Source organism: Dyadobacter sandarakinus (genome assembly GCF_016894445.1).
GTDB classification, from domain to species: Bacteria; Bacteroidota; Bacteroidia; order Cytophagales; family Spirosomataceae; genus Dyadobacter; species Dyadobacter sandarakinus.
Genome location: NZ_CP056775.1, coordinates 4,723,053 through 4,746,054 on the forward strand (window position 1 = coordinate 4,723,053; position 23,002 = coordinate 4,746,054).

A 23,002-nucleotide genomic window follows, 5' to 3' on the forward strand; every position below is an offset into this window, starting at 1 on the left:
TTTTTTCGCAAAACTTATGTTTCAGCAGTTTTTGGGAAAGTTGAGGAAATACGAGATACGGATGCGAAAAGCCGTTACCAGTGAACGGTATGGGAACTTTCACTCCGTATTTAAGGGCTCGGGACTGGAATTCGATGACCTTCGTCTTTACCAGTACGGCGATGATGTGCGGGCGATTGACTGGAATACCTCTGCCAAAGGGCATGGTACCTTTTTGAAAATCTTTAAGGAGGAAAAGGAGCAGACGGCATTCTTTATGCTCGATGTAAGTGCTTCGCAGCAAGTGGGTGAATTACGGCGGCTTAAAATTGATATCGGTAAGGAAGTATGCGGCGTGCTCGCATTGTCGGCCATCCAGGAGGCTTCACGGGTCGGTTTGCTTTGTTTTTCTGATAAAACAGAACGTTACATCCGCCCGTCGGATGGGATGAAGCACGGGTACAGTGTTATTTCCGAACTCTACAAGCTGATCCCTGAGTCGCCCCGCACCAATATTGCCGACGCTATACTGGTGGCGCTGAATGTACTGAGACGCCGCAGCCTTGTTTTCCTGATCTCAGACTTTATCGACCTTAATTACCAGCATAACTTAAAAGCACTGGCACGCAAGCACGACCTGGTGGTGATTCATTTGTATGATACCCGGGAAGTCAGTTTGCCCGGACTGGGCATTATCCCGCTGTATGATGCCGAAAAGCAAAGTACCGTATGGATCAATACATCCTCCAAGCAGTACCGTGAGCAAATGGCCAGCCGTTTTGAAAAACGCAGTGAGGAGCTGAAAAGATTATGTCACCAGAACCGGGCAGACTACCTGATCGTAAATACCCAGGAGGATTACATCCCTGCGTTGATCCATTTGTTTAAAGTAAGGCGTTATACCAGAAGCACTACTTCGTCCTGATGTCTGCATTGGTATTCAAACGCTTACTTGCAAACAGCAGATCGCTCAGGGCCGGGGCATTGCTGATCCTATGCTGCTTTTTCCATTCTGGTGCATGGGCGCAGAAGAATCTTCCACAGGGCGTTTTCCTGACGGATAGTATTGAAGTGGGTAAGCCTGTATATTTTTCACTTAGCTTCCGGCACAAGTCTGCCACGGAAGTCTTCTTTCCTGACTCGGCTTACAACTTCGGGCCGTTTGAACTGATCTCGAAAAAAAGTTTTGTGTCCAGCACGGATGATCGTGGTACGCTGGACAGTGCGGTGTATCACCTGGTTTCCTTCGATGTAGCCCCTGTGCAGCGGCTGCGTCTGCCGGTCTATGTTTTTCGTCAGAAAGACTGTACAGCTGTTTTCACCCGGCCGGATTCCGTTTTTTTGTTAAAAAGCAATATTGCTGCTCTAAGGAAAAAACCCCGGCTTGTTCCTGAAACCCACCTGCTCCGGCTGGGACGGCAGTTTAACTTCTCCATACTTATTGGTAGCCTGGCGCTGATCATCGGTACGATCGGCAGTATCTACTGGGTTTTCGGGCAGGACATTTACAAGCAGTGGCAGCTGCTGAAATTGCAGCGCAGGCACCTCGAATACCTTCGCATATTTAACCGGCTTATGCGGAATGCGAGGGAAAAGAATAACATCAAGGATGCCGAAAAGGCGATCATCGTCTGGAAAAATTATCTGGAAAGATTGGAGAAAAAACCCTTTGCTACCTACACAACCCGGGAGATCGTAGATAATATGCCTGATGAAGAGCTTGCAGAGGCATTAAAGAATATGGACAGTATCATTTACGGACAGGGTAAGTCCCGCAATATGGACGCATCGCTTGAAGTACTGAAAGCCGGGGCAACACGCATTTACAGAAGTAAAAGAAAGTTTATTTTAAACAGTCCGGTTGCCTGATTCATGGGAGAATGGTTTTCATTAAAATGGTTCGGAATCAATGCCTGGCAGTCGTATGAGTGGGTATATCCCTATTTTTTGTACCTGATACCCTTTGTTCCCATACTTTTCTGGCTCCGGGATGCATTGTACCGAAAGCATAAGCAACGGCTGACCACTACATTCAGCCGAGTAAAAAGTGCCTGGAACTGGCTGGTATTACTGCGGTTTATCCAACCTGTCAGTGTGGGCCTGGGTATTGCATTGATCCTTGTGGCGCTGGCCAGGCCGCAGGTGGTTTCCGAGCGTACAGACAGGTACTCCGAAGGTATCGACATTATGCTGCTGCTGGACATCTCTGATTCCATGTTGGAAAAAGACCTGAACCCAAACAGGCTTGCCGCAGCTAAAACAGTGGCGAGAAAGTTTATACAGGGGCGACTTCACGATCGTATCGGCATTGTGATTTTTGCGGGAGAAGCAGTATCGCTCTGTCCGCTTACCACCGACTATGAGCTGCTGTATGGTTTTCTGAACCAGATCAATCCCAATATGATCCCGATTGCGGGTACAGCCATCGGATCGGCACTGGCGGTGTCTGTAAACCGCATGCGCGAAATGCCGGGTGACAGCAAGGTGGTAATCCTGATCAGTGACGGGGATAATACATCGGGTAACCTGGGACCTGCTACTTCGGCCCAGTTGGCACATGCATTCGGAATCAAGATTTACACCATATCAGTCGGGAAACCACGGACAGTTACCCGGCGCGATACCACCGCAGCAGCAGCGGCAATGGTGGATGAGGGCGAGCTCAAAAACATTGCGGATATCGGTAATGGTAAATATTTCCGTGCTTCCGATAATATCGGTCTGGAAACAGTGTTTAAACAAATAGACCAGCTTGAAAAAGTAAAATCGCGGGATGTAGTATCGCGGGACGTCAGCGATTTTTACAGGGTTTATTTATATTGGGCTGTATTGTTCCTCCTTATTGCGATGGGTACCAAAAGTACCTTTATGGCTAACATTCTTGAAGATTAATGCTGAAAGCATATTACAATATCAATGTCATTGAAGCCGGGCTGGACGAAGTAGGCCGGGGCTGCCTGGCAGGCCCTGTGGTGGCAGCTGCGGTGATACTTCCGCAAGATTACACCCATGCCTACCTGAATGATTCCAAGCAGCTGACCCGTTCCCAGCGTTTAGAGCTTGAAACAGAAATCGTCCGTGAAGCACTTGCCTGGGCAGTAGCCGAGGTAGACAATCTTGAAATTGACCGGATTAATATTTTAAAGGCGAGTTTTTTGGCCATGCACCGAGCTGTCGACAAGCTGACGCACCGGCCCGAACATTTGCTGGTAGATGGTAACCGCTTTACACCTTACCCGATGATCCCGCACACCTGCATCATCAAAGGCGATGCGCATTACCTTTCCATTGCAGCAGCATCTGTACTTGCCAAAAATTACCGTGATGAGCTGATGAGCGGCCTGTCACAACAATATCCGCACTACGGATGGGAAACCAACGTAGGTTATCCTACTATTCATCATAGGCGCGCCATCGGCCTGCATGGGCCTTGTCCGTATCACCGGATGACATTCAGGCTGCTTAAAGCCGAAGAGACCGGTCAGTTGGAGGAAGAAACGGAAGATTTAGGCTTTTTGTAAAGGGGTACCGTACTGCATGGCTCTCCGAACATCAGGCTTTGTACTACGGGTTTGAGCATTTGGCTGATGAGCATGTAGGCTGAAATGGGAACCGGAAATTTACTGCAGCCTTTCACTACTACTTTTTTTCCTCTGAATTCTTCAATATCCAGTTTCTGAAGGGCATCTGCAAACAGGTTGTCTTCCAATGCCGTCATGTCGCCGAATACCACTGCATTGGCATAAGGCTCCAAGTGCAATGCAAGCAGCATGTAAGCCCAGGTAGGCACAATCGCATCCTCGGAGCAGATTACCGACACATTTTTATCCTGGTACTGCGTCCAGTCATGTGTCTTCAAAAAATCGCGAAAATCCTTTTCCTTAAGTATCAATCCCTGCCAGAGGTTGTCCTTGATATCGTAAGTAATCCGCTCACCCGGATGATACAAGGTTTCAAGATCAAAAGATATAATACCGCTTGAAGCAATGCGGTTGACAATTTCCTCAGTTTCCATTTTTGTTCAGTTACAAAAGACCTAACACCAAATTCGGGTACTTGGTTTGAATATAAGCTAAACCAGGCTCCCCGTTTTCCGTGCAGACAGGGACATAAAGTCTTTCAGGTAATAAGGCTCAAACATTGCAGTATCTTCAAAAATACCATTCTGAAAGGATCCTGCTGCGAGTAGGCCCACCGTAGCTGCACTTGGCTGGATCAGCTTTGAAGGAAAGAATGCATTTTCTTTATCATTCATCAAAGATTTGAACTTGGCTGCACCATCACCGAAAAACACCATCCGTGAATGAGACAGATATTCTTCAAAGCTCTGATCTGTCAGGATAACTGCATTGGTAGGTTGCACCATCTCATTCCGCTCATTGAACACAGCCGTGTATACCTCCATGCGGCGGGCATCAATCATCGGGCAAAGCAGGCTGTCCGGATAAAAGCCTTGCAGCTGAAAAGCCATCGCTTCCAGCGTATTAATAGCGATCAGAGGCTTATCAAGTGCATAGCAAAGGCCTTTTGCTGTGGATACACCTACGCGCAAGCCGGTGTACGAGCCCGGACCTTTTGCCACGGCAATGGCATCCAGGTCGCGCAGCAGGTAACGTGATTGTGCAACAATACGCTCAATCAGTGTGGTCAGCATAGCCGAAGATGACTTATCTGTATACAGCTCCGAAAGGGCCAGCAATACATCACCGTCGTGCAGCGCCACTGAGCATCCGCGGGTTGAAGTATCAATACTCAGTAAAAGCATAGCAGTTAAAAGCCCGTCAGGGTTGCTGACGGGCCGGGATTATTTCTTTTTAAGAATTTCATTGTATCGGCCTGGCTCTTTAAAGAGCGCGAGCGCCGCCTTTATTTCCGCATCTTCGTTGAATGAAGCCTCACGCATTCCCTTTTCGAGATAGTAATGCTTGATGATCTCTTCTTCCAGGATCTGTTTGATCTCGGGTTTGTAAATCTGCAGGTCGTTTACCTTACTGTGCGTCAGCTTTTGTTTGAGTGCTTTCAGCTGATCTTCAATAACTTCCAGGGATTTCTCTTTTTTTGCGGATGCTTCCAGGTCAGCCAGGTCGCGCTCTACCTGGGAAGTGTAGTCGTATTCCTTATCGTCAAGCCATTTTACAAATGCAGCATAATCGGCATCTGTCAGGTGAAAGTCCCGGGCTGGCTTAATAGTCTGATGCTCAAAGTGGTATTTAACGGCATAATCAAAAAACAGCCGGTTACGCCCCAGTGAGCTGGCCAGTGCCGAGTAGGTTTCCTTTTCAGTCTGAATATCAGGGAGTATACCACCACCATCGTACACTACACGTCCATTATGGGTCTTGAATGCTGTCATCAGCGAATCGGGTATTTTGCCCACGCTGCCGTCATCATTCCTGTGGCTGTAATCAATTGCCTGGATACACCGGCCGCTCGGAATGTAGTACTTGGCCGTAGTGATTTTCATTTTTGTGTTAAAAGAAAGATCCTTGGTTGTCTGCACAAGACCTTTCCCATAAGTACGCTGCCCGATCAGCACGCCGCGATCATAATCCTGGATAACTCCCGAGACGATCTCCGCTGCGGAGGCGCTGCGGTTATTGGTAAGTACCACTACCGGAATTTCCGTATCCAGTGCAGGATTGTAGGCAGTGTATGTTTTGTTCCACTCTGTTACCTTGCCTTTGGTCGATACAATTTCTTCTCCTTTCGGAATAAAAATGTTGGAGATTTCGATCGCCATGTCCAGAAGTCCACCGGGATTATCGCGCAGGTCGAGCACTACACTTTTCATTCCTTTTCCTTTCAGCTCCTGAAATGCATTCCGCACTTCGCGTGAAGCCGAAGCAGTAAAGTCTTTCAGATCGATGTAGCCGACACTTTCGTTGAGCATTCCATAATAAGGTACATTGGTTACCTTCACAATGTCGCGGTTCAGGGTAACTTCCACAGGCTTGGTTACGCCATACCTTTTCAAGGTGAGCGTCACCCCGGTTTGTGTTTGTCCCTTAAGTAGTTTTCCGGTATCAAACTCTCCCCGGGTCGAGAGGTCTATACCATTTATCTTCTGGATTTCGTCTCCGAGCTGCAAGCCGGCTTTTTGAGCAGGTGTACCTTCATACACCATCATTACCACGTGTTTGCCGTCGGCAGAGCTGACCATGGCACCAATGCCATTGTACTTGCCGGTGGTCATGGTCATATAATCTTCAATATCATCCTCAGCATAATACACCGTGTACGGGTCCAGTGAGCGGAGCATGTTATCAATGCTGGTTTTAATCAGGATATTAGGATTTACCTCATCTACGTAGTTGGCATTCAGCTCCTTAAAAAGCGTGGCATAAATGTCGAGATTGCGGGCAATTTCAAACAGGCGGTCATCCTGTTTAAAAGAAAATATAGCCAGGCCAGCCAACACGGGCGCAGCCAGCCATAATGGGCGAAAAGATTTTCTCATGGGTTTTCAGTGGAATTTGATGGATCCTTCCGGAGATTGAAGGGCAACTTTTCCAGCTTTTTAATGCATTGTTTCATTGCCTTGTCAATAACGTCATAAGATGCTATTTCTTTTGCAAGATACAAAAAAGCAATGTAGGAAGGCTTTTCGCCGGGAGGCAGCAATTGGAGGGGCTGCTTGCTGAGGCGATACGACTCTTTGCAGCGGCGGCGTACCAGATTACGATCGACAGCCTTTTTAAATTTTTTCTTGGAAACAGAGAAGAGGACCTGCGGGAGAGGGGAGGTAAATTGCTGATCCTGAATGTAAAGTACCCTAAAAGGAAAAAGGTAGAACGTCTGAACTTCCGTACTACCTCTTTGAAATAGCCTGCCAATTTCGCGATGGCCGCACAAGCGCTCCTTTTTACCGAATGTCTGTTTCAAGTTCTTGTAGAAAAAAGTAGTCTGATAAGCTGGAGCAACCGAACCTATCAGACTGCGAAAGACGAGCGTCTCCTACTCAAACCTCAAACCTGATTATTGCTTATGACGCTTTTCGTCAGAAACAGTCAGTTTCCAGCGACCTTTTTTACGGCGGCCGGCTACTACCTTACGACCATTTGCCGTAGACATTCTTTCACGGAACCCATGCTTATTTCTTCTCTTGCGATTCGATGGTTGAAAGGTACGTTTCATCTCATTATCAAATTATTGCGCTTAAAATCTCTTCTACCCGTAATTTTGGCTTGCAAAGGTAGGGAAAAATTCAAATTATACGTTACTTGTGGAAAAAGTTTTTCCGGGGTACCCGGTTGCGGGTTATTTAAACTTTTAAAGTTACCCCGTCAATTTTCTTTCGTCTAATAGTATGTACATTGCATTAGGGAATTGAGAGTTTTAAAGTAGAAAAGTATGTATTCGTCAATTCTGATAGCCGGGCAATTTGTCAATCTGGGGGTTAAGGAAAATAATCCCGTCACACAGATGAAGTTGCAGAAAATGGTATTTTTTGCACACGGCCTGCATCTGGCCGTCAACAACGGAGATCCGCTTGTACGCGAGAAATTCCTTGCCTGGCGTTTTGGCCCCGTAGTCCCGACGATTTATCAGCTTTATAAAAAATGGGGAAACGCCCCGATCATTGAACGGACTTCCATAACCGTCAACTTCCTTCCTCTCGAAAATTTTTCAGAACTGACGCCGTCAGCAGTTGAGGCTATACAAAGTACCTGGGAGATCACCCGTGATGTGGATGCCGTCACACTTTCCAACTGGTCGCATGCCAAAAATTCTCCCTGGGATATTACCTACAAGCGTTTTGGTGAAAACGGGATTATTGACGACAATTTGATAAGGGAATATTTTGAGCAGCAAATCCAATCCAACGCAGTCTGAGCAGCCAAAGCCATTTAGTACCAGTTCATTGCGTAACTGGGTTGCATCGGCCTCATCCCAGTCCACAGAGCAGGATATCAGCGAAAAAAACTTTCTGAGATTATTGCAGGAGGCTAATCTGGAAGGATTGACGCAGAACATCCGCGAGCGGAAAAAATACGCGGAGTATATTTTCTGGATGGTTTGTGTTTGGCTGGTAACCGTTGTATTGCTGGTGTGGCTCAACGGAATCGGGGAAATCTACTGCTATAACTTCCTGGATGTATTCTTCCGTACCGGCGTCAAATACATCAGTTTCAGCTTTCACCTTTCGGATGCAGTATTAATAACATTGGTCACAACAGCTACCGTGAATATCACGGGATTCTTCCTTGTTGTGACCAAATATCTTTTTCCGGCGCCAGGCCGTGAAACTACGCCAGCCCCACCTCCGTTGGAGGAATAAGGCCGGCGAAGCATATATTATTTAACGAACGGAATAGCCCAGAACAAGCTCACCTGGATTACACTGTTCTTGAAATCAGGATCAATGTCCTGGCCCGAGAAATCACCAACCTTGGAAACTCCCGCAATGTAACGCGCACCTACACCCAGACCAATGCCTGAATGGTAACCGATACCCACAGCGCCAGCCAGGTCAAGGTTTTTAGCAAAATTGTTGATCGTCTGATCCGGAATGTCTGATCCCGCTCTGAATCCTGCCTGCGGTCCCAGCTCAACATAAAACCCGCTGTTTGTACGGAACTTCAGCATAACAGGCACTGTGATGTAGCTGATCTTGAAATCTTCTTTCTGGCCGCCATTTTCAACTTTTGCACCCTGTGTGGAGAATAACACCTCAGGTTGCAGCGAGAACACTTTTCCAAAGCCGTAATTAAGCACACCACCAATGTGATAGCCTACCAGCGCATCCGACTGGATATTACCACCGGTATAGTTGCTGATGTTGATACCTGCTTTGGGGCCCAGGCTGAACTTTGCCTGACTGAACGAGAGCGTGCTGATAGCCAGCAGCATTAAGGTAATTAATGGTTTTTTCATTGCGATATGTTTTAACTGGTACAAACTTCACCGCGTGTTGAAGAAGTGTTTGAAGTGCGGGAAGCTGTAATTTATCCAGTAAAAATCAGGCCATCGCCTGACGGTGCCATGTATACTCGCGCAAAGCCGCCGGGTACGCACCTATAACTCCATATCGAGCCACATACGGTGTGCCATTTTCTCCACGGTTTTAAGAATTCCCTGAAGGGCACCAAATACAATACACAAAGGCAAAATCACCGGCAGAAAAATGAGCCACTGCAATGCCATCGTAAAATTGAACCTTTTGATAACGGGCGCTTTCATAACTGGATCAGGTTATTTCTCCTAAGTGAGGAATCCAATTTACATAAACAAATGGAAATCATCAAAAAGCTGGATGGAAAATGGCCTGAAAAGACTTACAAATTTCATTTTCAACACAAATATTTCTACAAGTTCTTTGCTGGTATTCATGGCGCATTTGCCCGGGCATCACCGGTAATGTGCGTGCAGCTGTTAAAAATTTTGTTTATTTGTTTAGTAAAGCAAACTGCACCCTGGACATGTCTTCGTCTGATATCATACAATTATTACCGGATTCTATTGCAAACCAGATAGCTGCCGGCGAAGTTGTCCAAAGGCCTGCTTCCGCCATAAAGGAGCTGATGGAAAATGCAATTGATGCTAAGGCTACAAGCATTCAGGTCATTCTCCGCGAAGCTGGCCGAACACTGATACAGGTCATCGATAATGGTTCAGGAATGTCCGAAACCGATGCCCGCATGTCATTCGAGCGCCATGCTACTTCCAAAATACGCCAGTCCGAAGACCTTTTCCGCATCCGCAGCATGGGGTTCCGGGGAGAAGCACTTGCATCCATTTCGGCAGTTGCTCAGATAGAAATGCGCACCCGCCGCGAAACCGATGAGCTGGGTACACTGATCCGTATTGAAGGTTCCGATATCAAGTCCCAGGAACCGGTCGCCTGTATAAAAGGCACGAGTATTTCGGTCAAAAATCTATTTTTCAATGTACCTGCACGCCGCAATTTCCTGAAATCCAATTCGGTTGAAATGCGGCATGTGCTCGATGAATTTCAGCGTGTAGCACTGTCACACCCGGAGGTAGCGATGACGCTGCATCATAATGATACCGAGGTTTTCAACCTGCAAAGTGGCAAGCTGGTGCGCAGGATCGTGGATATTTACGGAAAAAGCTACCGGGAGCAGCTGGCATTCTGCCAGGAAGATACATCCTACATCAGCGTACGCGGCTATGTAGGTAAGCCCGAGTTTGCCAAGAAGACACGCGGAGAGCAATTTTTCTTTGTCAACGACAGGTACATCAAGCATAATTACCTGAATCACGCCGTAGTAAGTGCCTTTGACGGCACGATTGCGGAGGGAAGTCATCCTTTCTACGTGCTTTTTCTCGAAATTGATCCTTCACACATCGATATCAACATTCATCCGACCAAAACAGAAATCAAGTTTGATGATGAAAGATCCGTATATGCCATTGTGATGGCGGCTGTGAAAAAGGCAGTAGGCGTTTATAACCTGTCTCAGTCCATTGATTTTGATGATAATGTAAATTTTCTGAACACATCTCCCGGTGATCAGAACCATAATATGATTCCCCGGACGGTAATGCCCGACTGGGCAGCCCAGTCTAAAAAGGGCGAGGGTAGTGCTTCGCGCTCCAACCTGACCAACTGGAACAAACTCTTCGAGGGCTTGCAGAACTCGGAGGATCGCTCCCGGGAACTGGCCGCTTTTGAAATGAACACGACCACGGTATCAAGACCGGCTTACCAGGAGCAATCCAAGACAGTAGCGAGCAAGATCAACCGGATGGCTTCCGAGGTAATTTCGGCGCCGGAAAGTGATGCAATGCTTTTTCAGCTGCACAACCGGTACATTCTCTCGCAGGTCAAGGACGGAATTATGCTGATTGATCAGAAAGCGGCCTATGAGCGCATTCTTTACGAGCGGTACCGCAAAATGCTCACCAATCGCAATGGTGCCTGCCAGCAGCTTTTATTTCCCAAAACCATCCGGCTGACGCATTCCGATATGCAGCTGGTGCATGAAACCAAAAAGGAAATCCGAAGTCTGGGGTTTGAATTCGATGAGTTTGGGGCCAATGAGCTGATTATACGCGGTATTCCGGCAGACCTCCCGGAGGAAAGCGAGCAGGATTTGTTTGAAGAGTTGATAGAGCAGCTGAAACAAAGTTATTCCGACCTCAAACTGAACAAACCCGAAAGCCTTTCGCGGTCGCTGGCAAAACGTTTTTCTTACAGGTATGCGGTCAAATTGTCGATGGTTGAAATCCACACGCTGATTGACCAGCTTTTTGCTTCCACCGATCCGAACAGAACTCCGGGCGGGGAGCCGATCATTGTTTTACTTACGATGGACAAGCTTGCGGGAATTTTCAAAAGCTGAAAACAGGCAGGCATTTAACGATTTATATTTCTTTCTACTTACGAGCACATATGTTATCCATTACGCCTACGGTCAGGAATCTTTTGATATTGAATGTCCTGTTTTTTATTGTTGACTCGTATGTTATCGATCTTACCGGAGGGTTTGCGCTGAGGTCGTTTTTGTCACCGGCGTTTATGCCTTACCAGTTCGTTACCTATATGTTCCTGCATGGGAGCCTGGGGCACCTTTTTTCCAATATGTTCGGGTTGTTTATGTTCGGACCGCTGCTTGAACGGATGTGGGGACCCAAGCGCTTTCTCTTTTTTTATTTTTTTACCGGGATAGGTGCAGGACTGTTGTTTTCGGGGATTGATTATTTTGAAAACAGCCGTGTACGGGAGGCTGTTGAAATATATACACAAAGCCCTAGCCCCGACGCACTTGTTGATTTTACAAGCAAATACGGGCGTGCATTTCATGAGTCGGACTTCATGCGGGAATTTTCAAATCAGTTTGAAGAAAATCCTGCAAATTCTCAGTATATTCAACAGAGTATAAACATCGTAACCACCTACTACCAAAGCCTGATCAACACGCCTATGGTAGGTGCATCAGGAGCAATTTTCGGCATTCTGATGGCGTTTGGTTTATTATTTCCGAACACTGAGCTTTTCCTCCTGTTTGTGCCGTTTCCGGTGAAAGCCAAGTACTTCGTAGCATTTTACGGCCTCTACGAGCTTTACTCCGGTATCCAGAACGCACAGTCAGATAATGTTGCGCATTTCGCGCATATAGGAGGAATGCTATTTGCATATATATTGTTGCGTTACTGGAATATGCGGAAAACAAATTTCTATTGATATAAGATGAGCAATATTGTAGATGATGTAAAGAGGGAGTTTGCCAAGTCTGAAAATGCACTCGTTAAGATAATCCTGGTCAACACAGCAGTATTTCTGATATTGCTCCTTCTGAAGATAGTTCTTACACTTTCCCAGTCGCCCAATGTATATGAGGCTGTGATCGATACACTGCAGCTTCCTGCCGCCACTTCCGAGTTTATACGCAAGCCCTGGACACTCATCACCTACTTTTTCACGCATGACGATATTTTCCATATCCTCTTCAACATGCTTTTCCTGTATTGGTTTGGCAGGTTGATTGATGAATACCTGGGTGCCAAAAGGGTGATTGCATTATACCTGCTGGGCGGAATTGCCGGCGGCGTTATTTTCATTGTGCTTTACAATATGCTGCCTTACTTCCATGCATTCGTGGAAGGTTCCCAGATGCTGGGCGCATCGGCAGCCGCATTTTCAGTAGCAGTAGGGGCCTCCACCCTGCTGCCTAACTATACCTTTAACCTGATTTTTCTGGGTCCGGTGAGGATTAAGTTTATCGCTTTGTTCTACATCATTCTGTCTCTTGCTCAGACAGTCGGCCCCAATGCAGGCGGCAACCTGGCGCACCTGGGCGGAGCGCTGATCGGGTATGTATTCATCAAAATGTTGCAAAGCGGTACAGACCTGGGAAAACCGATCTATGCCGTCATGAATGGCTGGTCGAGGCTCTTCCGCAAACGTCCTTCCATGCAGGTAACCTACCGCGAACGCCAGGTGTACCGCAGTACCAGCGTATATTCCTCATCCACCGCAGGTGGCCCCATAGAAATGCCAGATCAGACAGAAATTGATACTATTCTGGACAAAATTTCAAAGTCCGGATATGAAAGCCTGACCCGGGAAGAGAAACAAAAATTATTTAAGGCCAGTCAGCAAAAATAGGGTACGCCATAGCAGGTTTACTTATTTTTGCCTTCCGGCACAGGACAGTTTTTACGTAACCGTGGTCAAATATGCTTATAACACCAGGTAAATTATTAGCTTCTATTGATTCTCCTGAGGATTTACGTAAGCTAGACAGTACTCAGCTACCACAAGTCTGTAATGAGTTACGTCAGTTTATAATAGATAATGTTTCAGTCTATGGAGGCCATTTTGGAGCTAGCCTGGGAGTCGTAGAGCTTTCTGTTGCGCTGCATTACGTTTTCAATACGCCTGACGATCAGCTTGTATGGGACGTAGGTCACCAGGCTTACGGCCACAAGATCCTGACCGGCCGCCGGGATAATTTTCATTCCAACCGTACTTACGGCGGTATTTCCGGTTTTCCCAAAAGAAAAGAAAGCATTTACGATGCATTCGGGGTAGGGCACTCGTCCACATCCATTTCGTCTGCGCTGGGAATGTCCGTAGCATCTGCGCTGGAAAAGAACTTTTCCCGCCAGCATATTGCCGTAATAGGTGACGGTGCGATGACCGCAGGGATGGCCTTTGAAGGACTTAACCATGCCGGTGCCACCGATTCCAATATTCTGATTATTCTCAATGACAACTGCATGGCGATTGATCCCAATGTAGGTGCATTGAAAGAGTACCTGACTGATATTACCACTTCCCGGACATACAACAAGTTCCGCGACGAAGTATGGAACATGCTCGGTAAAATGAGCAATTTTGGTAAAAGTGCACAGGAGATCGTATCCAAGGTAGAGACTGTTATGAAAACCGCCATTTTGCGGCAAAGTAACCTTTTCGAATCCCTGGGTTTGAGATATTTTGGTCCGATAGATGGGAATGATATCAGCCACCTGACCGAGGTACTGAAAGATCTTAAAAGCATTCCGGGCCCCAAGCTGCTTCATTGCCTGACTGTCAAAGGAAAAGGATACGGGCCTGCCGAGAAAGACCAGACCAAGTGGCACGCACCTGGCATTTTTGACAAAATCACCGGAGAAATACAGAAAAAGACCTACGCAGCCCCTCAACCTCCCAAATTTCAGGATGTATTCGGGCATACCATTGTGGAGCTTGCCAAAACGAACCCTAAAATCGTAGGTGTGACGCCTGCAATGCCCTCGGGATCGTCACTGAACATCATGATGGATGTGATGAGCGACCGGGCGTTTGACGTTGGGATAGCCGAGCAGCATGCAGTTACTTTCTCAGCTGGTATGGCCACGCGGGGTGAAGTTGTTTTTTGCAACATCTACTCCACCTTTATGCAGCGCGCGTATGATCAGGTGATTCATGATGTATGCATTCAGGAGCTGCCTGTCATATTCTGTCTGGACCGCGCCGGGCTTGTCGGGGCGGATGGGCCTACACATCACGGTGTGTACGATATCGCTTATATGCGCTGTATCCCCAACATGGTTGTAGCCTCGCCCATGAACGAGCAGGAGCTTCGCAATATGATGTATACTGCGCAGCTGGGTTCATTCCAGGAAGGTACCAAAGCACTTACGATACGCTACCCGCGCGGAGCAGGAGTAATGCCCGAGTGGCGTACGGCTTTTGAAGAAATCCAGATCGGTAAAGGAAGGCTGGTGCGTGAGGGAGAGGATGTAGCCGTGCTGTCTTTCGGGCCGATCGGGAACCTTGCAAATGCTGCCTGTGACCAAGCCGGGAAGTTCGGAGTATCTGCTGCATTATACGACATGCGTTTTGCCAAACCTCTGGACGAAACATTGCTGCACGAAATCTTTTCAAAATTTGACCGCGTCATCACACTGGAAGACGGCTGCCTGCAGGGCGGATTTGGAAGTGCTGTTATTGAGTTTATGGTAGACCATGGGTATACTGCGCAGCTCAAACGATTGGGTATTCCTGATTCGATCGTGGAACATGGTGAGCCGATCGAGCTTTTTCATGAATGCGGTATTGATACTTCCGGCATCCTGGCGGCCATTACGGACTTTACCAGCCCGGCAGTGAAGCCGCGCGCTACCACTGCATTCCTTAACTAACATCAGGCTACCGGCAATCACAGCCCCTGGTCTGACTTCTGTCAGCATTTTATTTACATGATATAATCCCTGCCGCTTTTACCGGCAGGGAATTTTTGCTTTTTAACAAACAAATGAAGAACTTATTGAATATGAACTACATTGAAGTTGACCTCCTGGTAGAACCCGATTTTTCCGAAATTCTTATGGCTGAGCTGGGTGAAATAGGGTTCGAGTCCTTTGTAGAGTCGGGCGATGGCCTGAAAGCATATATACAGGAGGATGATTTTGATGAACATGCAGTACAGGAGCTGGTGGCCAAATACCGGGATTTTACTTCCATAACCCTCTCCTGGAAGTCACTGGAAAGGAAAAACTGGAACGAAGAATGGGAGAAAAGCTACGAGCCGATTGAAGTAGGGGATCAGATTCGTATACGCGCTACTTTCCACCTGCCCGATCCCAAATTCAAATATGATCTGCTGGTGCAGCCCAAAATGTCATTCGGTACCGGTCACCATGAAACCACCTGGCTGGTGATGAATGCACAGCTTGATCTTGTTCATCAGGGCCTTTCTGTGATGGATGTTGGCTGCGGTACAGGTATCCTTTCCATACTCGCTGCCAAGCTGGGCGCTGCTTCCCTGCTCGGGTTTGATATTGATGAGTGGGCTGTTGAAAATACCGTGGAAAACTTTGAAATGAATGAACTGAGTTGCGGAACGGAGGTTTTTCAGGGGACGATTGATGATGTACCCGGAATCTGGACCTTTGGAGGAATACTTGCCAATATCAACCGGAACATACTCCTGGCCGAAATCCACAAATACAATGCACACCTGGAACCCGGCGGCTGGCTGGTGGTCAGTGGCTTTTATGAAACTGATCAGGCTGATATCGAGCACTGTGCATTGCAAAATGGACTGAAAATACGGAGATCTGATACGCGAAATCAATGGGCATGCGTTGTGTTTGAGAAATAAGTTTTCAGAAGCTGATCATCCATGAGAATCTATCGTTTTGCTTTACTTTTAACCATATCCATTTTTACCATAAGCCAGGTATCCGGCCAGGGCCTGAAATTTGCTGATGAGCCGGGGCAGTTCATGGTACAGTTGCGTAAGCTGCTGGATGGCAGTCGCAATCCGCAGTACATGCGTGCAGCTGCTCAGCTGGACAGCGTATGGATGTCGTCCGTAAGTGCGCCCCAGCAGGCGCGTTTTATCAGTATTGTAAAAACGCAGGCAGCGAAAGGTCAGAAGGCTGGTGCGATCCTGTTCCTACTGACCAGGAATGCGCAGCTTTTTGCAAAACAATCCCCCGAAAACCTGGACGGATTCCTGACCCTGGCAGCACAGTCGGGTGAAAAGTATGATGCCAAATCGTTCCAGAAAGTACTTGAAACAATTCGTACACTGGCAGAGACAAACAGGCTCCATCAATCCAATTATAACTCGCTCTACCTGATCGGCGGGACTTACCGCTATCGCTTTGACACGACAAGTACCCAGGCTGCTGCCGAGACTGCGAAAGAAGTGGCGGTAAATGACAGCTGGGATACGCCGGCCGACTCGGATTTTGTGATTGCGCCCAAATCGCAGCCGCTACCTGCAATCACCGGCGCATTGCTCGATCTTCAGAATGCGACATTCGCCATGGTAACTGCAGGAGATTCAATTGTGTTTGGGCCTGCTAATGGAAGTATTGCGCTGAAAGACGGGAATTTTGTAGGAAAAGGAGGGAAATTCAGCTGGCAGGCAGCCGGCGATTCTTCCATTTATGCCGATTTGGACAGCTACTCATTCAACATTGCCCGGCCGGGGATTATAGCCGAAAATGTTACCCTGCATAGTGACCAGCAACTGGCAGCGCCTATAAAAGGTACCATGGAGTACCGGGGCGTAAAAAAAGTCAAAGGAAAACCGTCGTCCTACCCGAGGTTTGTTTCCAATGGAATAGATGCGCGGTTGAAAAACACACGGAAGAACATTGATTATAAAGGTGGATTTGCACTTGTGGGACTCGAAATGTATAGTTCCTCACTCAGCGACAAGCCTTCTACAGTATCTGTCAAATACAAGGATAAGCCTGCATTCAGGGCACAGAGTAAGAAGTTTATGCTCAAAGACTCGGCTATTTCTTCTTCGCTGACCAGCTTCACCATGCCCCTTGGCAGCGACTCGCTGTATCATCCGGGTGTGACGCTCAATTATAATGATGATGAAGGTTTGCTGAAACTCGGACGTGCAGACAAAACGGACTTTGCGCCCCTGCCTTACCAGGATTCGTATCACAAAATGAACATCTGGGCGCAGGCTATGCGCTGGAAGTTCCCGAATGACAAGGTGGAGTTCCTGAGGATTGATGGCAAGCAGGTAGTACCCGTAAAACTTGAATCTTTCGATTATTTCAAAAAAGAAAAGTTCAGGGATATTGCAAAGGAATTTGGTTTCCAGCCGCTGGTGATGGCTGCTAACTACACGCAGACCACTAAGAAGTCATCTTTTCTGGTGGAGGAACTTGCTGCAAAGTCCAAGCAGAACCCCAAAATACTCCGGCGTTCCCTGGAAAGACTGCAGCTGGACGGATATTTCATTTATAATAAAAGTACCGACGAGTTTGCACTGAGCAAAAAAGGGGTGCTGTGGGTACTGGCAAACCTGGACAAGGCGGATTATGACAATTTTCAGGTTACTTCCCAGTTTGCAGCCAATGACGAAGTTGCAAATGCAACCATTTACCTGCCCGATACCCTGCTTACCGTACTCGGCGTATCCAGGTTTGTAGTGAGCGATTCGCTGAAAATATATGCGGTACCGGCCGATAAGAAACTGGTGATCGGCAAAAACCGGAACTTTACCCTGAACGGACAGATGGTGGCATCCAACTACCAGTTCCGTGGCCAGAATGTTAAGTTCGACTACAATCAGTTTTTTGTCAATGTAGCACCATCCGACTCCATCACATTTACACCCCGTGAAAAATTTGCAAAAGGCGAAAAGGGTGAGGTAGGCGGCCACGTGAAATATGAAAAAGGCGGTACCTTTTATCTGAGTGACCCCAAAAACAAGTCGGGCGTGCAGAAGGGCGTGAAAAAGTCGCCAAGGCTCGTGGTGGAAGATGGTATGATGGTATACTTTGACCAGCCCGAGCGGGGTACGGTGGTGTACCCGCGGGAGGTGTTTTTCAAAATACCAAAGATCGATATGGACGGACTGGATAACCGTGACGTGATCTTTGACGGTACATTTAATTCAAACGGGATCATTCCGCCTATCCAGACGATCCTGAAAAGCATGCCTGACAACTCGCTTGGGTTTGAGTACAAACCACCGGTTACGGATATGAAGCTGTACGAAGGAAAAGCCACGGCACGGTTTACCGATACCCTCACAATGGACAACAGCGGGCTGCATTCCAAAGCTGTGCTGAAGTACCTTTCTGCCTCCATGACCGCCAAAAATGTACTCCTTACCGCCGACTCGCTGATGGCTTCGGGAGAGGCTGCCAGCATTAAGGAAGCCACGATCGGCAAAGGATACTTTCCGGGTGTACAGCTCAAAGACTATGCACTGAAATGGTACCCGGCGGCTGACAGTATGATGATCAGCACCCAGGGCAAGTCTTTCTCCTTTTATCAGGGAACTACCAACCTGGAAGGAAACCTGCTGTTGCGCTCGTCGGGTTTGTATGGAAGCGGCAGGCTCAAACGTCCCGATTCAGAGCTGTCGTCGCCTGACATTAAGTTTAATAAAGACGGCTACCTGGCCAACAAATCTTCATTTTCAATTAATAGCAGCGGACAGAAATCGACCCAGAAACTGCTGACGGGAAACAATGTCAATATTGATTTCAACTTCAAAACAGGCATTGCCAACTTCCTTACGGACGAGTCTGGCTTTGGTTCCGACTCCTCTGGTATGGAGATTCCGACAGCTTCCTACAAAACGCTGATCGGGAGTGCGAAATGGGATATGAATAAAAAGACGATCCTGATGAAAGGGTTTGGCGAAACTTCATCCTATACTTCCATGGACTCCACGCAGGAAGGATTGTCTTTCAACGGGTCTGAGGCTATTTATGATATTGAAAAAGTAACCCTAAACATCAAAGGCGTATCTTTTATCCAGACTGCCGATGTGAAGATCATTCCGGGTGGCGGGCTTGTGAGTATTGATAACAAAGGACGGATCAACCCATTGAAGAAAGCACGCATTGAAATTGATACCATGAACGTATCGCACCGCATGCGTGACGCCGACATTCGCATTGACTCCCGCAACCACTTCGAGGGCTCCGCGACTTACCAGTACATCACCGCGCGGAAAGATACCTTCAACATCAAAATGCAGAACTTTGAGCTCATTGAAATGGGGGCACCTGCGGAGGGCAAACGTTCGAAAGCAACCCAGGCGAATGCGGGAATCAGGTACTATACCACTGCCAGGGCCGATATCAAGGAAGAACAAAATCTTTTTCTGTCACCCCGGATCCAGTATAAAGGCGGTATCAAGCTCGTTGCTTATGAGCCTTCACTCAAACTGGAAGGTTTTGTAAAACCGGTCATCAAGTTCCGGAAAGATTTTCAGAGTTCATGGATTGTTTACAATGACTCACCCGGTGAATCGGTATCCATCAAGATCAGTAAGGATCTCAGAAATGAACATGACATTCCGCTCTCTGTGGGGCTGCATTATAATGAAGCCCGCGGCTTGTACATGAGCTTCCTGTCGCCCAAGGATTCCGACGGTGATGAGGATATTTACCTGGCACAGGGTGCGCTTAATTACGACGAGGATAGCAAAGCATTTACAGTTACGCCGCCTCCCGGAGAGGACGGGCTTATTGACGAGGGCAATGCATTGAAATTTGATGATAAAACAGGCCTGGCAACATTCTCCGGCCCGCTCAAACTTACCGGCGCCCCCTGGCTGCAATCGGTAGGTACCGTGGAGGCCCAGGTGGATAGTTCACGGTTTTCCTTCAATACCATGCTCCTGATGAAAATGCCGCCCCTCGAACCGATAGCGCAGCAGATGGTAGCCAAGATTGTGGAAACGAACCTGGAAGAGCAGAACAGTACCGCAGCCGATGACGATGCCGAACAGCTGAACCGCAAACTTTCCGCATTGATCGGACCGAAAGCAACTGACGCATACGCTAAGCTGACGGCAGCAGGGTATAAGCCGATATTTGAGGCATCGCCGCTGCTTGACGTACCTATGGTACTGTCCAATGTGAACCTGCATTGGTCGGCCGCGCATGGTGCCTACTACTCACAGGGGCCGATCGGCGTAGCACATTTTGGACGCAACAATGTGAATGCGCAGATGGAAGGAGTGCTTGAACTGCGACGTGGTGTGGAAGGAGATGAGTTCAGCTTATTTTTGCAGGCATCGCCGGATGTGTGGTACTTCATGGATTATCGCCAGGGCGAGCTCGGGGTAGTATCGTCTGACATAGACTTCAATGATCAGATCAGTACTAAGGCAAAGGCAGTGAAGTCGAAAGATATGACACTCATTGCATTGGGGCCGGAGGAGAAGGATCTGTTTGTTAACCGGTTTGATGATTTTTACCAGCCCGCAGTTAAAAAAGCCAAAGTGGCCAAAACCGTCAAGAAAAAAGCCGCACCCGCAGCTGAAAAGAAGAAGAAAGAAGAACCTGCAGAAGGTTTTTGAGCTGGCATGAACATTTTACCATATTTTATTTCAGGTTTTGAAAATATGCTATCAGAACGATAGTTTTATTGTCTTTGCACTTGCTAAATCCTCCTATCGTTGTACATTTGAATAAAACCAGTAACAATAGCAAATTATCTGCGAATAGTACAAAATGAGTCTTACCATATTATTATTTACAGTTGTTGCAGCGTATCTGCTGGGGTCAATCCCAAGTTCGGTCTGGTACGGGATAGGATATTTCGGGATTGATGTTCGTAAACACGGCAGCGGCAATGCAGGCGCTACCAATACATTCAGGGTACTTGGCAAGCGGGCCGGAACCGTAGTAATGCTTATTGACGTACTGAAAGGCTGGACAGCGACTTCACTGGCCTCCATGCTTTTTTACCTGAACGAAATTGGTGAAACCGAGTTGCTGATGTACAAGATCATCTTCGGCATCATTGCGATCATCGGACATATATTTCCGGTTTTCGTGAAGTTCAAAGGTGGAAAAGGCATCGCTACCCTGCTGGGTATGGTACTCGCGATCCATCCGGAACTTGCTTCACTTTGCATTACGATCTTTATACTTACACTGCTGACGTCACAATATGTGTCACTCAGCTCCATACTGGCGACACTGGCATTTCCGGTACTGTCGTGGCTGGGCGTTTTCGGCCATCCGGAGCCGCTGCTGGTTGTTTTTGGATTTACGATGTTTGTGCTGGTCGTTTTTACGCATCAGAAAAACATCATCCGGCTTGTTAATGGAAATGAAAACCGGGTTAACCTTTTTGCCCGCTCCAAACAGGCTTCGAATCAACGCTGAGTATCTTTCCTGAAAAAAATACAAACCCCTTTGGATATCCCTGAGGGGTTATTTTTTATCTTGACGCATTCAAAAACGACATTTAACATGAAGCAATACATAGAAGAAAACCAGGAACGATTTCTGAACGAGCTGCTCGATCTGCTGCGCATTCCCTCTGTCAGCGCTGATTCAAGGTTCAGGGATGATATGCAGAAAGCCGCGGCCTATGTCAGGGAAAGCATTGAAAATGCCGGAGCAGACAGAGCTGAGATATACGAGACAGCGGGTCATCCGGTCGTTTATGGTGAAAAAATCATTGATCCTGCTTTGCCTACCGTGCTGATTTACGGGCATTACGACGTACAGCCTGCCGATCCTTACGAGCTGTGGGAGTCGCCTCCATTTGAGCCGGTGATCAAAAATGAGCGTATTTATGCGCGCGGTGCTTGCGATGATAAAGGTCAGTTTTACATGCATATCAAAGCATTGGAAACGATGCTCGCTACCGGTAACCTGACGTGTAATGTGAAAGTGATGATCGAGGGTGAAGAGGAGATCGGTTCATCCAATCTGGGTAGCTTTGTGCGGCAGCACCGTAATATACTGGCCTGTGACACGATCCTGATTTCCGATACCAGCATTATTGCTAATGATGTACCCTCCATTGAAACTGGTTTGCGCGGGCTTACCTACGTGGAGGTAGAAGTAACAGGCGCCAACCGTGACCTGCATTCAGGCGTTTACGGAGGAGCCGTGGCCAATCCGATCAATGTACTGTGTGAAATGATCGCATCCCTGAAAGATGCCGACGGGCACATTACCATTCCTGGTTTTTATGACAAAGTACAGGAGCTTTCCGGCCAGGAGCGGGATGCGCTCAATGCTGCACCTTTCAGCCTGGAAGCCTATAAAGATGAGTTGCAGGTGGCCGACGTGCGTGGAGAAGCTGGATATACAACCATCGAGCGCACGTCCATCCGCCCTACATTGGATGTCAATGGAATCTGGGGAGGGTATACGGGCGAGGGTGCCAAAACGGTGCTTCCTTCAAAAGCCCATGCAAAAATCTCCATGCGCCTCGTGCCCGATCAGCATGATGATGAAATCTGTGAATTGTTTACCAGGCATTTTGAATCCATTGCACCACCATCTGTAAAAGTGAAGGTAGTGCCGCATCACGGCGGGTTGCCTTATGTGACGCCCACCAGTTCGGTGGAGTACCAGGCTGCTGAGAAAGCGATGGAGGAATCCTTCGGGAAAAAACCGTTGCCAACCAGGGGTGGGGGAAGCATACCGATCGTGGCGCTTTTTGAGCAGGAACTTGGCTGCAAAAGCATCCTGATGGGCTTTGGACTGGATATTGATAACCTGCATTCGCCCAATGAAAGCTACGGATTGTTTAACTACTACAAAGGCATTGAGACCATTCCTTTGTTCTTCAAACATTATGCAGCACTAAAAAAATAGCCCG

21 protein-coding genes are annotated in these 23,002 nt (G+C 47.6%); 14 read left to right on the forward strand and 7 right to left on the reverse strand.

What is annotated here, in order from left to right:
* The first annotated feature begins 16 nt into the window (after positions 1-16).
* From HWI92_RS19325 to rnhB, 4 genes are read left to right on the forward strand one after another with little or no spacing between them, the layout of a single operon-like run.
* Positions 17-904: a DUF58 domain-containing protein gene (locus HWI92_RS19325; protein WP_204658330.1), complete on the forward strand. Its 888-nt coding sequence runs from the start codon at positions 17-19 to the stop codon at positions 902-904.
* The gene (locus tag HWI92_RS19330; RefSeq protein WP_229248325.1) at positions 904-1,848 is read left to right on the forward strand and encodes a hypothetical protein; all 945 of its coding nucleotides are present in this window, start codon (positions 904-906) and stop codon (positions 1,846-1,848) included. The genes HWI92_RS19325 and HWI92_RS19330 overlap by 1 nt, the downstream gene beginning before the upstream one ends.
* Positions 1,849-1,851: 3 nt before the next feature.
* The gene (locus HWI92_RS19335) at positions 1,852-2,871 is read left to right on the forward strand and encodes a VWA domain-containing protein (RefSeq protein WP_204658332.1); all 1,020 of its coding nucleotides are present in this window, start codon (positions 1,852-1,854) and stop codon (positions 2,869-2,871) included.
* Positions 2,871-3,500: a ribonuclease HII gene (gene rnhB / locus HWI92_RS19340; RefSeq protein WP_204658334.1), complete on the forward strand. Its 630-nt coding sequence runs from the start codon at positions 2,871-2,873 to the stop codon at positions 3,498-3,500. The genes HWI92_RS19335 and rnhB overlap by 1 nt, the downstream gene beginning before the upstream one ends.
* Here the strand turns inward: rnhB and HWI92_RS19345 are convergent.
* From HWI92_RS19345 to rpmH, 5 genes are all read right to left on the reverse strand, one after another.
* Positions 3,461-3,994 carry a DUF2480 family protein gene (locus HWI92_RS19345; RefSeq protein ID WP_204658336.1) on the reverse strand — a complete coding sequence of 178 codons (534 nt, stop codon included), beginning with the start codon at positions 3,992-3,994 and terminating at the stop codon, positions 3,461-3,463. The genes rnhB and HWI92_RS19345 overlap by 40 nt on opposite strands.
* Before the next feature lie 57 nt (positions 3,995-4,051).
* Entirely contained in the window at positions 4,052-4,744 is a 693-nt protein-coding gene (gene tsaB, locus HWI92_RS19350; RefSeq protein WP_204658338.1) for a tRNA (adenosine(37)-N6)-threonylcarbamoyltransferase complex dimerization subunit type 1 TsaB, read from the reverse strand.
* Between the two features lie 39 nt (positions 4,745-4,783).
* Positions 4,784-6,436, reverse strand: coding sequence for a S41 family peptidase (locus HWI92_RS19355; protein WP_204658340.1), 1,653 nt, complete (start codon positions 6,434-6,436; stop codon positions 4,784-4,786).
* Entirely contained in the window at positions 6,433-6,861 is a 429-nt protein-coding gene (locus HWI92_RS19360; RefSeq protein ID WP_204658342.1) for a ribonuclease P protein component, read from the reverse strand. The genes HWI92_RS19355 and HWI92_RS19360 overlap by 4 nt, the downstream gene beginning before the upstream one ends.
* A gap of 93 nt (positions 6,862-6,954) precedes the next feature.
* Positions 6,955-7,113: a 50S ribosomal protein L34 gene (rpmH, locus tag HWI92_RS19365; protein ID WP_015813300.1), complete on the reverse strand. Its 159-nt coding sequence runs from the start codon at positions 7,111-7,113 to the stop codon at positions 6,955-6,957.
* A gap of 216 nt (positions 7,114-7,329) precedes the next feature.
* Between rpmH and HWI92_RS19370 the strand changes: the two genes are divergently transcribed.
* Both HWI92_RS19370 and HWI92_RS19375 read left to right on the forward strand, forming a co-directional pair.
* Positions 7,330-7,812 (forward strand): Panacea domain-containing protein, encoded by a 483-nt coding sequence (locus HWI92_RS19370; RefSeq protein ID WP_204658344.1) that lies wholly within the window; start codon positions 7,330-7,332, stop codon positions 7,810-7,812.
* A 28-nt stretch (positions 7,813-7,840) separates the two neighbouring features.
* Positions 7,841-8,257: a hypothetical protein gene (locus HWI92_RS19375; RefSeq protein WP_204658346.1), complete on the forward strand. Its 417-nt coding sequence runs from the start codon at positions 7,841-7,843 to the stop codon at positions 8,255-8,257.
* Positions 8,258-8,274: 17 nt separating this feature from the next.
* Here the strand turns inward: HWI92_RS19375 and HWI92_RS19380 are convergent, their stop codons facing one another.
* Both HWI92_RS19380 and HWI92_RS19385 read right to left on the reverse strand, forming a co-directional pair.
* Entirely contained in the window at positions 8,275-8,853 is a 579-nt protein-coding gene (locus tag HWI92_RS19380) for a porin family protein (RefSeq protein ID WP_204658348.1), read from the reverse strand.
* Between the two features lie 141 nt (positions 8,854-8,994).
* Positions 8,995-9,159: a hypothetical protein gene (locus tag HWI92_RS19385; protein WP_204658350.1), complete on the reverse strand. Its 165-nt coding sequence runs from the start codon at positions 9,157-9,159 to the stop codon at positions 8,995-8,997.
* Positions 9,160-9,398: 239 nt separating this feature from the next.
* Between HWI92_RS19385 and mutL the strand changes: the two genes are divergently transcribed.
* The 8 genes from mutL (at position 9,399) to HWI92_RS19425 (ending at position 22,998) form a co-directional block, all read left to right on the forward strand.
* Positions 9,399-11,285 (forward strand): DNA mismatch repair endonuclease MutL, encoded by a 1,887-nt coding sequence (gene mutL / locus HWI92_RS19390; RefSeq protein WP_204658352.1) that lies wholly within the window; start codon positions 9,399-9,401, stop codon positions 11,283-11,285.
* Positions 11,286-11,335: 50 nt separating this feature from the next.
* On the forward strand, positions 11,336-12,127 hold the full coding sequence (locus tag HWI92_RS19395) for a rhomboid family intramembrane serine protease (RefSeq protein WP_204658354.1): 792 nt from the start codon (positions 11,336-11,338) through the stop codon (positions 12,125-12,127).
* Between the two features lie 6 nt (positions 12,128-12,133).
* A complete protein-coding gene (locus HWI92_RS19400) occupies positions 12,134-13,051 on the forward strand; it encodes a rhomboid family intramembrane serine protease (protein ID WP_204658356.1) in 918 nt (305 codons plus the stop codon).
* Positions 13,052-13,122: 71 nt separating this feature from the next.
* On the forward strand, positions 13,123-15,075 hold the full coding sequence (gene dxs / locus HWI92_RS19405; RefSeq protein WP_204658358.1) for a 1-deoxy-D-xylulose-5-phosphate synthase: 1,953 nt from the start codon (positions 13,123-13,125) through the stop codon (positions 15,073-15,075).
* A gap of 113 nt (positions 15,076-15,188) precedes the next feature.
* A complete protein-coding gene (gene prmA / locus HWI92_RS19410; RefSeq protein ID WP_229248328.1) occupies positions 15,189-16,037 on the forward strand; it encodes a 50S ribosomal protein L11 methyltransferase in 849 nt (282 codons plus the stop codon).
* A 21-nt stretch (positions 16,038-16,058) separates the two neighbouring features.
* The gene (locus tag HWI92_RS19415; RefSeq protein ID WP_204658360.1) at positions 16,059-20,735 is read left to right on the forward strand and encodes a hypothetical protein; all 4,677 of its coding nucleotides are present in this window, start codon (positions 16,059-16,061) and stop codon (positions 20,733-20,735) included.
* 154 nt (positions 20,736-20,889) lie between these two features.
* Positions 20,890-21,549, forward strand: a complete 660-nt coding sequence (gene plsY, locus HWI92_RS19420; protein WP_204658362.1) for a glycerol-3-phosphate 1-O-acyltransferase PlsY — start codon at positions 20,890-20,892, stop codon at positions 21,547-21,549.
* A gap of 87 nt (positions 21,550-21,636) precedes the next feature.
* Positions 21,637-22,998, forward strand: a complete 1,362-nt coding sequence (locus HWI92_RS19425) for a dipeptidase (protein WP_204658364.1) — start codon at positions 21,637-21,639, stop codon at positions 22,996-22,998.
* The last annotated feature ends 4 nt before the right edge of the window (positions 22,999-23,002 follow it).

Coding starts and splice junctions, on each gene's coding strand:
- HWI92_RS19325 (WP_204658330.1), top strand. CDS start 17: ATGTTTCAGCAGTTTTTGGGAAAGTTGAGGAAATACGAGATACGGATG.
- HWI92_RS19330 (WP_229248325.1), top strand. CDS start 904: ATGTCTGCATTGGTATTCAAACGCTTACTTGCAAACAGCAGATCGCTC.
- HWI92_RS19335 (WP_204658332.1), top strand. CDS start 1,852: ATGGGAGAATGGTTTTCATTAAAATGGTTCGGAATCAATGCCTGGCAG.
- rnhB (WP_204658334.1), top strand. CDS start 2,871: ATGCTGAAAGCATATTACAATATCAATGTCATTGAAGCCGGGCTGGAC.
- HWI92_RS19345 (WP_204658336.1), bottom strand. CDS start 3,994: ATGGAAACTGAGGAAATTGTCAACCGCATTGCTTCAAGCGGTATTATA.
- tsaB (WP_204658338.1), bottom strand. CDS start 4,744: ATGCTTTTACTGAGTATTGATACTTCAACCCGCGGATGCTCAGTGGCG.
- HWI92_RS19355 (WP_204658340.1), bottom strand. CDS start 6,436: ATGAGAAAATCTTTTCGCCCATTATGGCTGGCTGCGCCCGTGTTGGCT.
- rpmH (WP_015813300.1), bottom strand. CDS start 7,113: ATGAAACGTACCTTTCAACCATCGAATCGCAAGAGAAGAAATAAGCAT.
- HWI92_RS19370 (WP_204658344.1), top strand. CDS start 7,330: ATGTATTCGTCAATTCTGATAGCCGGGCAATTTGTCAATCTGGGGGTT.
- HWI92_RS19380 (WP_204658348.1), bottom strand. CDS start 8,853: ATGAAAAAACCATTAATTACCTTAATGCTGCTGGCTATCAGCACGCTC.
- HWI92_RS19385 (WP_204658350.1), bottom strand. CDS start 9,159: ATGAAAGCGCCCGTTATCAAAAGGTTCAATTTTACGATGGCATTGCAG.
- mutL (WP_204658352.1), top strand. CDS start 9,399: ATGTCTTCGTCTGATATCATACAATTATTACCGGATTCTATTGCAAAC.
- HWI92_RS19395 (WP_204658354.1), top strand. CDS start 11,336: ATGTTATCCATTACGCCTACGGTCAGGAATCTTTTGATATTGAATGTC.
- HWI92_RS19400 (WP_204658356.1), top strand. CDS start 12,134: ATGAGCAATATTGTAGATGATGTAAAGAGGGAGTTTGCCAAGTCTGAA.
- dxs (WP_204658358.1), top strand. CDS start 13,123: ATGCTTATAACACCAGGTAAATTATTAGCTTCTATTGATTCTCCTGAG.
- prmA (WP_229248328.1), top strand. CDS start 15,189: ATGAAGAACTTATTGAATATGAACTACATTGAAGTTGACCTCCTGGTA.
- HWI92_RS19415 (WP_204658360.1), top strand. CDS start 16,059: ATGAGAATCTATCGTTTTGCTTTACTTTTAACCATATCCATTTTTACC.
- plsY (WP_204658362.1), top strand. CDS start 20,890: ATGAGTCTTACCATATTATTATTTACAGTTGTTGCAGCGTATCTGCTG.
- HWI92_RS19425 (WP_204658364.1), top strand. CDS start 21,637: ATGAAGCAATACATAGAAGAAAACCAGGAACGATTTCTGAACGAGCTG.